Genomic DNA, 13298 nt, shown 5'->3' with positions numbered 1-13298 from the left:
ATGGACGGCCGTCGACGTAATCCGTATGAACTGACCGAGGAGACCCCGGTCTACGTCATCTCGGTGGCGGCCCAGCTCTCCGGACTGCACCCGCAGACGCTGCGTCAGTACGACCGCCTCGGCCTGGTCTCCCCCGACCGCACGGCCGGCCGCGGCCGCCGCTACTCGGCCCGCGACATCGAACTGCTCCGCCAGGTGCAGGCGCTGTCCCAGGACGAGGGCATCAACCTGGCCGGCATCAAGCGCATCATCGAACTGGAGAACCAGGTCATGGCGCTCCAGCAGCGCGTCGCCGAGCTGGAGGCGGCCGTCGACGGTGCGGCGGCCGCGATGCAGCAGCGCGAGGCCGCCGTCCACGCCTCCTACCGCCGCGACCTGGTCCCGTACCAGGAGGTCCAGCAGACCAGCGCGCTGGTGGTGTGGCGGCCGAAGAAGGCCAAGGACTAGCGGTACCCGTGCGAAGGGGCCCCGAGGTCACGACCTCCGGGCCCCTTTCGTCATGCCGTCAGGGGGTCAGTAGTCCCAGATGCCGTAGGCCGCCGAGGTGACCGACGCCTCGGCGCCCGCGGCGTCCAGGCGGACGACGCGGTAGTAGTGGAGGCCCAGTTCGTCCCCGGACACGGTCGTGTCCATGTAGTACGTGGCGGTGCCCGCGAGGCCCTCGGCCAGGGTGTCCCAGGCGGCCGCCGCCGGGTCCCAGCGCTCCACCCGGTAGGCGGCGAACCGGGAGCAGTCGCCGAGGCCGGAGCTCTCCGAGCAGTCGACGTACAGCTCCGGGTAACGGTCCCCACGGACACCGGTCGTGGTCCAGCCGGGCGGCCGGGTGTCCGGCAGGGCGACCGGGACGGCCGTGGTGTGGAAGAAGTCGGGGCCCTCGTTCTCGTACAGGTGGAAACCGTCCGCGGCGGCCACGCGGTAGACGTGGGTGGCGCCGTCCGGGACGGTCGGGCAGACGATCCCGGTCTCGGACGAGTTCGAGGTCCAGCAGTTCTTCCTCCAGACCGTCTCGCCGGTCTCCGGGTCCGTCGTGCCCTGCCACACGTAGTACTCGGTCACGTCGTCGTCGGCGGGCGGGGTCCACGTCAGGCGGACGCCCAGCGGGACGGGTTCGGCCGTCAGGTTCTGCACCGGGGCCGGGCGCACGGTGTCCGGCGTGGTCGCCGTGGCCGCCGGACCGGGCAGCGACTCGTGGCCGTACGGGTCGATCGTCACGACCGTGTAGTCGTAGGTCGTCTCGGACGCGCCGGAGACGTCCCAGCAGGCGCCGTTGATCTGCCGGTCGCCGGCGTACGCGGGGGCGTCGTCGCCGGTCCAGGTCCAGTACGTCTCGGGGTCCGTCAGCGGCAGGTCCAGCGCGTTGTTCGGCTTGCACCCGGCCACGGTGCTGCTGACGCCGGTCGCCCTGTCGGTGCGGACCACCCGGTAGGTGAGCAGCGGCCGGTCCTCGCCGAAGGTCCACGGGTCCGCGCTGCTCCACCGGACGAACACGCCCTCGTCGAACCGGCTCGCACGGGTCTGGAACGCGGGGACGGCCTCCGCACGGTCCGCCATCGCCAGGGTGACCTCCACGGGGGCGGCCGCGTTGCCGGCCGCGTCCACCGAGCGCACCGCGTACCGGTAGCCGTCGGCGACCGCGAGCCGCTGGCTCGGGACGACGTCGGTGTCCACGGTGGTGCGCACGGCGGTGCCGGTGCCCGTGCCGGGCAGTGCGTCGCGGTAGCCGCCGGTCGCCGGGTCGTACTGCAGAACCTGGTACGAGGCGGCGCCGTCGACGGGTGCCCACACCAGGTGCGGCACGCCCGAACGGTACTCGACACGGACGCCGGCGACGGCCGCCGGAGGCGTCCGGTCGCTGGTGGTGAACGTGGCGGCGGCCGAGTACGCGGACCAGTTCCCGGCGGCGTCGCGGGCCCGGCCCCGGTAGGTGACCCTGCTGCCGTCGGCCGGCTGACCGGTGTCGCAGATCGCGCCCTTGGCGCCGGTGTGGACGGTGGCCCAGGCGCCCGTGACGGGGTTCCTCCGCTGCAGCTCGTACAGGACGACGTCCGCCGCGTTCGCCGCGGTCGTGACGAGTTCGGGGCCCGCGTAGGGCTGGTCGGCCGGGCACCCGTCCAACTCGACGAACGGCGCGGCCGGCGGGGTCCTGTCGGGGGTCGTGACGCCCTGGTCGGCGCTTCCGGCGGACTCGTGGCCCGCCTTGTCGTAGGCGCGGACCTCGTAGTAGTACGTGGCGCCGGTCCTCGGCGGGACGTCGGAGTACGCGGCGGCGGTGGTGGTCGCCGTCGGCCTGCTGCCGAACGGCGTTCCCTTCAGGCGCCGGTAGACCCGGTACCCCGCGAGGTCCATCTCCTTGTTCCGGGCCCAGCCGAGCCGGGCCCTGCCGGACGTAGCGTCGTACGACACCGAGGTCCCGCCGGGGGCGAGCGGCCGGACCTTGTCGACGGAGGCCGAGGTGCGGGGTGCGTACGTGACCTTGACCCTGGCGGCGCCGGTCCAGTTGACGTAGTCGATGCGCAGGGTGTGCCTGCCGGGCGGGACGGTCACGTCGACCGCCTTGCTCACCGGCCTGCTGGTGTTCTTCCACAGGTCGAGCCTGCGCTTGCCGTCGAGGTGGACGCGGATGCCGTCGAGGCCGGAGGCGGTGAGGACGAAGGGGCCGCCGGAGCCGAAGTCACGGGTGACGGTCCAGCGCACCCCGAAGCCGTCCCTCGGGAGGCCGGCCGCCGGGGCGCCGCTCCAGCTCTCGTCGATCGCGGAGTCGCAGGCGGTCTTCCTCGGGGTGCCCTTGAACGTGGTGTTCGCGAACAACTCCCGCTTGAAGACGGGGGAGGAGCAGGTGGTGGCCGCCGAGGCGGTGGCGACGGCGCCGCCGAGCAGGGTGCCGGCGGTGGCGAGTACCGCGGCGGCGGCCACGGCGCTTCTGGCTGGGTTCATTCGATCCTCTGGTCGTATCCGTGCGACGGAGACGGTCGTTCCGGATGTCGACTCGTGAGGAACCGCGTTGGTTGTACTGATCTTTGCCTACCCATGAACTCCCTTTGGATGGAGGGTCCGTAAAGGGTGTTTGGAGGCGATTCCGCTGAGCCTTCACAGTTGCAGCGGAGCGTGGTGTTGCGCACTCGTTAAGTAGTTCCGCTTGACGCCGGGTGTGGCCTACGCGTTGGCTTTTCAGACATCTGGGTCGCAAAGCAGCCCACGTCCGGAACGCACCTGAAGTGAGCCCCCGTATGCGTCGTATAGCCATGTTTGTGGCCGCGTCCACGATGACCCTTTCGCTCGCCGGCTGCGGCGTGCTCAACGCGACAGGATCGTCGACGTCCGCGACCCCGACGAAGGGCAACGACATCACGGTGGGCGTGCTGATGCCGGACAAGATCAACACCCGCTACAGCAACTTCGACTACCCGATCATGAAGTCGAAGATCGCCGAGCTCACCGGCAACCGGGGCAAGGTCGACTACCAGAACGCCGCCTCGTCCGCCTCCACGCAGGCGACGCAGATGCAGCAGATGATCGTCGACAAGGTCGACGTGATCATCCTGGACGCCGTCGACGCGCACGCCATCGGCGGCACCGTGAAGAAGGCCAAGGCGGCGGGCATCCCGGTCATCGCCTACGACCGCCTCGCCGAGGGCCCCATCGACGCCTACGTCTCCTTCGACAACGAGCTGGTGGGCGAGGTCCAGGCCCGTACCCTCCTGGAGGCGCTCGGCTCGAACGTCGACACCTCCGACAAGGTCGTCATGATCAACGGCTCGCCGACCGACCCCAACGCCAAGCAGTTCAAGACGGGCGCCCTGTCCGAGCTGAACGGCAAGGTGACGACCGCGGGCTACTCGTACGACACCAAGGACTGGGACCCGGTCATCGCCGAGCAGGAGGTCACCAAGGCCATCGGCCTGCTCGGCAAGGACAACATCGCCGCCGTCTACTCCGCCAACGACGCGATGGCGGGCGGTGCCGTCAAGGCGCTCAAGGCGGCGGGCGTGACCAACATGCCCCCGATCACCGGCCAGGACGCGGACCTCGACGCCATCCAGCGGATCCTCGCCGGCGAGCAGTACATGACGGTCTACAAGCCGTACCCCGACGAGGCCGAGGCCGCCGCCCAGATGGCTGTCTACAAGGTGCAGGGCAAGGACATCCAGTTCGACGCGCTCACCCAGGACACCGTCGACAGCCCGACCAACAAGGGCATCCCGTCCCAGCTGGTGCAGGTCAGCGCCGTGACCAAGAGCAAGATCAAGGACACCGTCGTCGCGGACGGCATCTACAAGGTCTCGCAGATCTGCACGGCCGCGTACAAGTCCGCCTGCGCGGCGGTGGGCCTCAAGTAGGCCGTCGGGCGGCGGGGGTGGGGACGTTCACCGGCGCTTGCCGGTACCGCTGCGCCCACCCGTGCCGCCCTGCGGCACGCCTGCCCGCAGCCGGGTAGCCGTAAGGGGCGCTGGGGGTACCCCCGGCCGCAGGCCGGGGGAGGAACCGCGCGCTCAGCCCCCACCGGTCTGCGGTGGAGCGGTGGCCCGCGGCTGGGTTCTTGTCTTTCGGGGGCGCGGGGAACTGCGCGCTCGGCCCCCACGCGCCCGCGGACGGCTACGCGACCCTCGTGAACTCCACCGTCACCTCCGGCGTCCCTCCCGGCACCCCCCGGTAGATCCCCTTGTGCGGAGTCACGTCGTCGTAGTCCCGCCCCCGGCCCACCACCACGTGGTCCTCCCCGGCCCGCACCCGGTTCGTCGGGTCGTACCCGCACCAGTCGCCGGCCCAGTACTCGATCCAGGCGTGGCTCTGCCCGGCCACCGGCCGGTTCGGCTCGGCCTCCCGCTCCGGGTGCAGGTACCCGGAGACATACCGGGCCGGCAGCCCCAGCCCGCGCAGCAGGGCGACGGTGAGGTGGGTGATGTCCTGGCAGACGCCGGCCCGCTGGGCCCACGCCTCGGCGGGCGAGGTGTTCACCCCGGTCGCCCCCGGCAGGTACGTCACCCGGTCGGCGACCATCCCGGACACGGCCACCGCGGCCTCGTGCGGACCCAGCCCCGCCGCGGCGCCCAGCGCCTTCCGCACCAGCTTCTTCGGCACCGACGTCCGCGCCGTCGGGTTCACGAACTCCAACAGCCGTGACCCCGAGGCCCGTTCGGCCAGCTCCGCCCACCCCGGCGCGGCCGGCAGCGGACCCGGCGCCGCCGTCTCCACCAGGCTGGACGCGATGATCGTCAGGTCCTCGTGCGGCTCGAGGAGGTCGAATCCGGTGACCTGGGTGCCCCAGTAGTCCCAGTAGGACCAGACGGCGGTCGCCGGATGCACCGTGACCCGGGCGTCCAGCGTGGTCTGTCCCGGCAGGGTCAGCGGCGTCATCCGGACCTCGTTGTGCGAGGACGCCGCGGGCTGCGCGTAGGAGACCCGGGTGGTGTGCCGGATGCGGAGGCGACGAGCCATCTCAGACTCCTTCCTGGGCCCACTGCACGGGCCCCTGGTACGGGAAGAACCGCTCCGCCACCGCGTCGGCGGACGCCACGCAGGCCTGCTGCAGGTCGCGCAGCAGGACCGGCAGCTGCTCCTCCAGGGCCGCGGTGTCCAGGTATTCGAGGCGGGTGCGGGCCCGGCCGACGGGGGAGCGGGCCGGGTCCTGCCGGGGCCGCCCGAGCGCGGCCAGGCACTCCTCGGCCGTGGTCAGCGCGTGCAGCGCCGAGCGCGGGAAGTCCCGGTCCAGGAGCAGGAACTCGGCCACCCTCGGGGTGTCCCCGAAGCCGCTGTGCACGCGGGCGTACGCCTCGTCGGCGCCGCTCGCGCTGAGCAGCGTCGGCCAGTCCGGCGCGTGCGCCGCGTCCAGCACGCGCACCGAGAGCAGCCGTACCGTCATGTCCACCCGCTCCAGGCTCCGTCCGAGGACGACGAACCGCCAGCTGTCGTCCCGGCTCATCGTCGAGTCGGCCAGCCCGAAGAAGAGCGCGGCCCGGCTGCGCACCAGCTCCAGGTAGGCGTACGGGCCGGTGCGGCGGGCCGCACGGCGCCGGTCGCCGAGCGCGTGCCAGGTGGAGTTGAGGCACTCCCACATCTCGGAGGAGACGGCCTCCCGGGCGCTGCGCGCGTTCAGCCGGGCGGCGCCCAGGGCGCCCTCGATGGAGCAGGTGGAGCGGGCGTCGAAGGCGAGCTGGTCCAGCACCTGCTGCATGTCGACCCGTTCCGGACCGGCGTCCACGCCGAGGATCGCGTACAGGGAGCGGCAGGCGGCGTCCTCGTCGCGCCAGGGGTCCTCCAGCAGCCGGTGCAGGTAGGCGTCGAGGATCCGGCCGGTGGCGTCGGCCCGTTCGACGTACCGCCCGGTCCAGGTCAGCGACTCGGCGATACGGGAGAGGATCACGTCGTTCACTGCTGCTGCGCTCCTTCCGGTACGACCGCACGGGTGCCGTCCGGCCCGAGGCGGCGCGGGGCGACGGCGGGGATCGGGCCCGCGCCGACCGGCTCGGGGCGCTCCGCCGGGCCCTCGGCGAGCACCCAGGTGTCCTTGGAGCCGCCGCCCTGGCTGGAGTTGACGATCAGGTTGCCCTCCTGGAGGGCGACCCGGGTGAGGCCGCCGGGCAGTACCCAGATGCCGTCGCCGTCGTTCACGGCGAACGGCCTGAGGTCGATGTGGCGCGGGGCCATCCGTTCACCCGAGAGGGTGGGGGAGGTGGAGAGGGCGACCGGACGCTGCGCGATGAAGCCGCGCGGGTCGGCGGCGACGGCTTTGCGAGTGCGTTCCAGGGTCTCCTTGTCGGCCTTCGGGCCGATCACGATGCCCTGCCCGCCGGCCCCGTCCACGGGCTTCACCACCAGCTGGTCGAGCTGGTCGAGGACGGCCGCCAACTGGCCTGGTTCGTCAGGTCGGTAGGACTCGACGTTGGGGAGGACCGGTTCCTCGCCGAGGTAGTAGCGGATCAGGTCCGGGACGTAGGTGTAGAGGAGTTTGTCGTCCGCGATGCCGTTGCCCACGGCGTTCGCGAGTGTGACGTTGCCCGCGATGGCGGCGCCCAGGATGCCGGGGCAGCCGATCACCGAGTCGGGGCGGAAGTGCAGCGGGTCGAGGAAGTCGTCGTCCAGGCGCCGGTACACGACGTGCACGGGCACCTCGCCACGGGTCGTGCGCATCCACACCCGGTTGCTCCGGCACACCAGGTCGTGCCCCTCCACCAGCTGCACGCCCATCAGCCGGGCCAGCAGGGCGTGTTCGAAGTAGGCCGCGTTGCTGGGCCCGGGGGTGAGGACGACCACCCGGGGATCGCTCGCCGCCCCGCCCGGCGCGGCGGCCCGCAGGGCGGCGAGCAGCCGCCCCGGGTACCCGTCCACCGGGAGTACGTGCTGCTCGGCGAAGAGCGACGGGAAGATCCGGGTCATCGCCCTGCGGTTCTCGATGACGTACGACACCCCGCTCGGCACCCGGACGTTGTCCTCCAGGACCCGGAAGGCCCCGGCCTCGTCCCGGACCAGGTCGATTCCGGCCACATGGATGCGCACCCCGCCGGGCGGCTCCACCGCGTGCGCGGCCCGGTGGAAGTGCGGCGAGCCCAGCAGCAGCCGCCAGGGCACCACCCCGTCCTCGAAGGCCCGCGCGTGTCCGTAGGCGTCGGCCAGATAGGCCTCCAGGGCCCGTACGCGCTGGGCCACGCCTCTTCGTACGAGATCCCACTCCAGGGCGTCGAGGATCCTCGGCACCAGGTCCAGCGGCCAGGGCCGTTCCTCGCCCGCGAAGGCGTAGGTCACCCCCCGGTCGGTGAAGGCCCGGGCCATCTGGTCGGCCCGGAACCGCAGTTCACTCGGTTCGATCGGCTGGAGCGCAGCCAGTACCGGCTCATAGGCGGTCCTGACCTCACCCGGCCGCACAAACATCTCGTCCCACGCGTCGGCCAACGCGTACGCGTCGAATATGTCCGCCATGGAGGGACGTTAGAGCGGGCACGTAACGCGGCGATCACTGGCGGATTTCGGGGATTCGCCGGGACCGCCGCGCCACGTGCCCGCGAGCGGCCCTCCCTGCAACGCATCTCCCCCGTGGGCGCGTTGCACGGGGCCCCGGCCCGATCGGGGGAGGATGGCCCGGGGCCCCGCCGGGTGTCCGGCGACACCCGTGGGAAGCGGCTCCCACGATGCCGCGCCCACCACACGGTCACCACCGTCATCTTGTTGCAATGTGGTCGGCGGAGGCGGTGCGATACCCGGTCGCATCCGGTCATTACGACGCCCCGCGTCCGGGTAGCCGTGTTGCGGACCCGGTCCGGACCGCTCATAGTTGCGCTGCGGAAGAGGCAGCAAACCGGGGGTGGAATGGGCGATGGCCGGGCACGGGAGGGAGGAGCATCCACACGGTGCCGACCGGCTGTGCACCGCCGGGGACCGGGTGTACTCCCGGGCCGTGCGCCGCGGCCGGGTGCCGCGCACGGACGCCGACGCGGTGCCCTGCCTGCTTGAACTCGCGCTGCTGCACCCCGATCCCGACGACATGGACTGGCTGGTGCCGACCGCCCCGCAGGAGGTCATGACCCGGCTGCTGCGCGGGGTCTACGACGAGGTGACGGACAGCCAGCGGCGGATGGGGTCGGCGGTCGCGGCGTTCGAGTGGTACGCCGGGCTGGGACGGCATCTGCAGGCCGTCTCGGCGTCCGCGGAGGGCACGGCGGCCATCCGGGTGCTCGACGGGCTGTCCCGGATCCAGGCGGCCATGGACGAGGCGACGGAGGCGTGCAGGCAGGAGGTGCTGACCGTGCAGCCGGGCGGCATCCGGCGCGAGTCGGAGCTGACCGAGGGCCTGCATCGGGCCGTCGCCCTGCGCGGGCGGGGCGTGCGGATGCGCGACCTGTACACGCATGTCGCCCGGCACGGCCAGGGCCTGCTCAACTACCTGGAGCTGATGGGCGACGCGGTCGAGGCCCGCACCCTCGACGAGGTCATCGACCGGCTCATCCTCTTCGACCGCACGGTGGCGTTCATCCCCGCGAACGCGGACCGCACGATGGCCCTGGAGCTGCGCCACCCCGCCCTCGTCGAGTACTTCGTCACCGTCTTCGAACGCCTCTGGCGCCTCGCGATCCCGCTCACCGCCCCGCTCCCCGACACCGGCATCGAAGGCATCTCGCACCGGGAGCAGTCCATCGCGGCGCTGCTCGCCGAGGGCCACCAGGACGCGGTGATCGCCGAACGCCTCGGCATCAGCGTGCGCACCTGCCGCGCCCACATCGCCCGCCTCTCGGAGACCCTGGGCGCGGCCAGCCGCACCCAGCTCGGCGTGCGGATAGCGCAGGTGGGGCTGGACCGGCCGCCGGGCGGGGCGGGCGGGGTCTCCGGCACGGACCCGGACGCGGTTCCCGGCACGGCCGCGGACGCGGTCAGCCTTCCGGATCAAGGATCCCCGAGCGTGCGATGAGGTAGCCCAGCTGGGCGCGGCTCTCGCTGCCCATGGTGTCGGCGAGCTTGGCGATGTGGACGCGCGTGGTGCGGATGTTCATGCCCAGCCGCTGGGCGACGACGGCGTCGGTGTGGCCTTCCACCAGGAGGGCGGCGATGGCCTGCTGACGGGGGGTGATGCCGTTGACCGTGGGGCGGCGCGCCGGCTCCGGGTACATCGGGGTGGCCAGCCGCCAGAGCCGGTCGAAGACGGTGGCGAGGTACCCGACCACGGTGGGGTGGCGGATCTCCAGGGCGAGGGTGCGGTCCTTGCTGGCGGGGACGAAGGCGACGGCGCGGTCGATGACGAGGAGGCGTTCGGTCACCTCGTCGAGCGTGCGGGCCTCCACGTCGCCGTGGATCTGCTCGTAGCGCGCGATGACCGTGGGGGCGTGGCGGACGGTGTGCTGGTAGAGGGTCCGGATGCGGCCGCCGCGGTCGAGCAGCGCCTGGTCCCGGGCCAGGGCCTCGGCGTGTGCCTCGGGAGGGGTGTGGGCCGGCAGATGGGTGATGTGCGGCTGGACCGCGAGAAGTTCGCCGGAACTGGCGACCATGGCCTCGCCGATGACCTCACCGATGCGGTCGAGACCGCTGAGGACGCTGATGGTCGGGATGTCCGAGGTGGCGCGGCCCGGGCCGTCGGCCCGCATGAGCGGTGCGAACAGGTCCACCAGCCGTTCCTCCCGGCGCCGTTCGGCGGCGACCCGGCCCCGGGCGGAGCGCAGCAGCCGGTTCAGGGCCGCGGCGGGCGCCACGGGCTCCAGCCGGTCGGGGTCGTCGAGGGCCGGGTGGAGGAGGCCGAAGTCGGTGAGACAGGGCGTGTCCGCGGCCTCCCGGGCGGCGATGTGCCCCGTGCGCAGGGCGCGTTCGTACAGCACGACGCCGGCCGGGCACAGCTCCTCCAGGCCGTGCTCGCAGCGGCTCACGGGGTGGGCTCCGGCTCGTCGAGGATCCCCGAGCGGGCGATGAGGTAGCCGAGCTGGGCGCGGCTCTCGCTGCCGAGCGTGGCGGCGAGTTTGGCGATGTGGACGCGGACGGTGCGGATGTTCATGCCGAGCCGCTGGGCGATGACGGCGTCGGTGTGCCCGTCCACGAGGAGGGCGGCGATGGCCTGCTGACGGGGGGTGACACCGTTGACCGTGGGGCGGAACTCGGCCTTCGGGAACATCGGGGTGGCCAGCCGCCAGAGCCGGTCGAAGGCGCTGGTCAGGTAGTCGATCAGGGCCGGGTGGCGGACCTCCAGGGCGAGGGAGCCGTCGTCCTTGGCGGGGAGGAAGGCGACCGTCCGGTCGATGACGATGAGCCGGTCGGGCACCTCGTCGAGGCCGCGGGCCACGTTGTCGCCCGTCAGGAGCTCGGCGTAGGTGAACACGTTGGGCACATGGCGCAGGGTGTTCTGGTACAGCGTGCGGAACCGGCCGCCGCGGTCGAGGAACGCCTGGTCGCGTTCGAAGGCGGCGGGGCGGGCCTGGGCACCGCGCTCGCCGACCAGACCGGCGTGCGGCTGGACGCACAGGACCTCCTCCCGGGCCTCCGCCATGGACTCCCCGATGGCCTGGTTGATCCGCCGGGTGCCGCTCAGCAGCCGCAGCGCCGGGGAGTCCGTGGTCGCGCGGGGCGGTGCCTGGACGTTCATGAGCGGTTCGAAGAGCTCCACCAGGCGCTGCTCCAGCCGCCATTCCTCGGTGACGCGGGCGCGGACCCCGCGCAGCAGCCGGGTCAGCGCGACGTCCGGGGCGACGGGCTCCAGCCGGCCGGCGTCGTCGAGCGCCGGGTGCAGCAGGCCGAGCTCGACGAGGCAGGGCACGCCCGCGGCGTCCTGGGCGCGGACGTGCCCGCGGCCGAGGGCACGCTCGTAGAGTTCCGCGCCCGCGGCGCACAGGTCCTCGACGCCGTGCTCGGCATGAGGGTCGGGGGTCACGGCCTGCCGGCCTCCTCGGGAGGCGTCTGATCCAGGATGCCGGACTGGGCGATCAGGTAGCCGAGCTGGGCGCGGCTGCCGCTGCCCAGGAGCTGCGCCAGCTTGGCGATGTGGGCCCGGCAGGTGCGGACGTTCATGCCCAGGCGGCGGGCTATCGCCTCGTCGACATGGCCCTCGATGAGGAGCTTGGCGATGGAGTGCTGGATCTCGGTGATGCCGTCCGGGGCGGTCTCGTAGGGCGCGCCGGCGCTCAGCGGGACCGCGCGGTTCCACATGAACTCGAAGACCTTGATCAGGTAGCGGACGAGTCCCGGGTGCCGGAGTTCGAGGGCGATCTCGCCGTCGTCGCGGGTCGGGATGAAGGCCACGCTCTCGTCGCAGATGATCAGGCGCTCGACGAGTTCGTCGATCGTCCGGTACTCCACCTTGCCGTCGGTGAACTGGGCGACGTAGGCGAGCGTCTCGGGGCTGTAACGTGCCGGGTGCTGGTAGAGCGTGCGGATACGGCAGCCGCGCTCGATCAGCGGCCGGTCGCGCTCCAGGGCCTTGGTGAGGGTGTGTTCCAGGCGCCGGCGGCTCGGCTGGACGGTGAGCATCTCGGTCTGGCACTGGGCGGTGGCCAGATCGAGGGCCGCGTTGATCCGGTCCAGGCCCTCCAGCACCGTGATGGAGTGCGTGGGTGTCGTGGACTGGGCGCTCAGGGTCATGAACGGCTCGAAAGCGTCGGCGAGTTCGATCGACATCCGCCTGCGCTGGGTGATCTCGCTCTCGATCGGGTTCAGCCGCTGGGCGAGGGCGATCGAAGGGGGGACCGGTCGCAGCCAGTTCGGGTCGTCGGGATCGGCATGAAGGAGGGCGAACTCCATCAGACAGGGCGCCGGTTCCACATCCGCACGGGCGACGCGTCCCGTCCGGAGAGCGTTCCCGTAGAGACGGCGCCCGTCCTCGCACAGGTCGGTCAGCCCGTGGGGATGTGTCCGCTTAGTCTCATTTATTGCCAAATCTTCACCCCCCAGGGTCCTGAACGTGCAGGAACATGATGCATCGATTGTGTGGCCACGACGTGCCGGAATGGGCCATCGTCGTATTCGGACGGGGGAGAGGTGACCTTCAAATGAGGACGAAGCCGACTATGCATAAGAGAATGCTTCGCTCGGTGCTTGTCGCCGCCTTCTCCGCGGTTGTGGCCTTCGGAGCACTGAGCGGCCTCTCGGCGACGAAGAGTGATATCGCGAAGGACAGCAGCTGGAGCACCACGGCCGCGGTTCCCGCCGACAGCAGTTGGGTGATCGTGGCGTCCGACGTCCCGGGGGACAGCTCATGGGTTGCCCCGGCCGACAGCAGCTGGGCCGTCTCGTCATGACCACCCCACCCGACGACCGCTCCTTCCGTCGCGAAATGGCCACGGCCTACCGCTCGGGCTGGCACTTCATCGACCTTGTCACCGCGATCCCCCACTCCGGTGACTCGCTGATGGTGACGGTCTTCGGTGAGCCGGTCGTCGTCACGCGCGACGAGGACGAGGACGTACGGGCGTACCGGTGCCTGCGCAAGCCCCGGGGTGCGCCGCAGCCCGTGCGGTGCGCGATCCGGTACGGAATGATCTTTGTGAATCTGGACCAACGGGACCACCGGCTGGCTGAGCCGGATGTCCCGGACGTGAGGACCATCTCGGCCACCCCCCGCAGTGCCTGACGCGATTCCCCCGTCGTAAAAGATCGCTCAGGTGCTTCCCCCCGCAGCGGCGTCACCGTGACCTGAACACGGTGACGCCGCTGCAGTTTTGGGGGACATTTCGATGTTTCGGCCGGTTTCGGCCGCGCGCCACGGTGGCTGAAACCCGTCGTCAGAACCGGTCGACCGCCCCGCCCCCGGCCGCACCCCGGCCGCACCCCGGCCGCGCCGGCGCCCGGTCCCCGGCCGTGCCGGCGCCCGTTCCCCCGCGATCCCGGCCGCCGCG

11 protein-coding genes are annotated in these 13298 nt (G+C 71.8%); 4 read left to right on the top strand and 7 right to left on the bottom strand.

The genetic code is table 11. From position 1 onward, the window contains the following. A complete protein-coding gene (locus AB0472_RS08125) occupies positions 1–447 on the top strand; it encodes a helix-turn-helix domain-containing protein (RefSeq protein ID WP_366354671.1) in 447 nt (148 codons plus the stop codon). Positions 448–513: 66 nt separating this feature from the next. Here the strand turns inward: AB0472_RS08125 and AB0472_RS08120 are convergent, their stop codons facing one another. Beyond that, positions 514–2934, bottom strand: a complete 2421-nt coding sequence (locus AB0472_RS08120) for a hypothetical protein (protein ID WP_366354436.1) — start codon at positions 2932–2934, stop codon at positions 514–516. A 293-nt stretch (positions 2935–3227) separates the two neighbouring features. Here AB0472_RS08120 and AB0472_RS08115 point away from each other — a divergent pair, with 293 nt between their 5' ends. Continuing rightward, positions 3228–4337, top strand: a complete 1110-nt coding sequence (locus AB0472_RS08115; protein ID WP_366354434.1) for a substrate-binding domain-containing protein — start codon at positions 3228–3230, stop codon at positions 4335–4337. A 256-nt stretch (positions 4338–4593) separates the two neighbouring features. Here AB0472_RS08115 and AB0472_RS08110 read toward each other — a convergent pair whose 3' ends face one another. Genes AB0472_RS08110 through AB0472_RS08100 form a run of 3 tightly spaced genes read right to left on the bottom strand, consistent with a single transcriptional unit; the run spans position 4594 to position 7914 of the window. Continuing rightward, entirely contained in the window at positions 4594–5436 is an 843-nt protein-coding gene (locus AB0472_RS08110; RefSeq protein ID WP_366354432.1) for a transglutaminase family protein, read from the bottom strand. Position 5437: 1 nt separating this feature from the next. Continuing rightward, on the bottom strand, positions 5438–6370 hold the full coding sequence (locus AB0472_RS08105; protein WP_366354430.1) for an alpha-E domain-containing protein: 933 nt from the start codon (positions 6368–6370) through the stop codon (positions 5438–5440). Then, entirely contained in the window at positions 6367–7914 is a 1548-nt protein-coding gene (locus AB0472_RS08100; RefSeq protein WP_366354428.1) for a circularly permuted type 2 ATP-grasp protein, read from the bottom strand. The genes AB0472_RS08105 and AB0472_RS08100 overlap by 4 nt, the downstream gene beginning before the upstream one ends. Before the next feature lie 394 nt (positions 7915–8308). Here AB0472_RS08100 and AB0472_RS08095 point away from each other — a divergent pair, with 394 nt between their 5' ends. Then, on the top strand, positions 8309–9397 hold the full coding sequence (locus AB0472_RS08095; RefSeq protein WP_366354426.1) for a helix-turn-helix transcriptional regulator: 1089 nt from the start codon (positions 8309–8311) through the stop codon (positions 9395–9397). Here AB0472_RS08095 and AB0472_RS08090 read toward each other — a convergent pair. Genes AB0472_RS08090 through AB0472_RS08080 form a run of 3 tightly spaced genes read right to left on the bottom strand, consistent with a single transcriptional unit; the run spans position 9360 to position 12300 of the window. Then, positions 9360–10343, bottom strand: a complete 984-nt coding sequence (locus tag AB0472_RS08090; protein WP_366354424.1) for a helix-turn-helix transcriptional regulator — start codon at positions 10341–10343, stop codon at positions 9360–9362. The genes AB0472_RS08095 and AB0472_RS08090 overlap by 38 nt on opposite strands. Beyond that, on the bottom strand, positions 10340–11338 hold the full coding sequence (locus tag AB0472_RS08085) for a helix-turn-helix transcriptional regulator (RefSeq protein ID WP_366354422.1): 999 nt from the start codon (positions 11336–11338) through the stop codon (positions 10340–10342). Before AB0472_RS08085 ends, AB0472_RS08090 begins: the two co-directional genes overlap by 4 nt. Continuing rightward, positions 11335–12300: a helix-turn-helix transcriptional regulator gene (locus tag AB0472_RS08080; RefSeq protein ID WP_366354670.1), complete on the bottom strand. Its 966-nt coding sequence runs from the start codon at positions 12298–12300 to the stop codon at positions 11335–11337. Before AB0472_RS08080 ends, AB0472_RS08085 begins: the two co-directional genes overlap by 4 nt. Before the next feature lie 397 nt (positions 12301–12697). Here AB0472_RS08080 and AB0472_RS08075 point away from each other — a divergent pair, with 397 nt between their 5' ends. Further along, on the top strand, positions 12698–13033 hold the full coding sequence (locus tag AB0472_RS08075; protein WP_089100103.1) for a hypothetical protein: 336 nt from the start codon (positions 12698–12700) through the stop codon (positions 13031–13033). Positions 13034–13298: the final 265 nt, after the last annotated feature.

Source organism: Streptomyces sp. NPDC086777, assembly GCF_040702065.1.
GTDB lineage: Bacteria > Actinomycetota > Actinomycetes > Streptomycetales > Streptomycetaceae > Streptomyces.
Note: the sequence above shows the minus strand (reverse complement) of the source record. Positions and strands in the feature narration are given on the sequence as shown.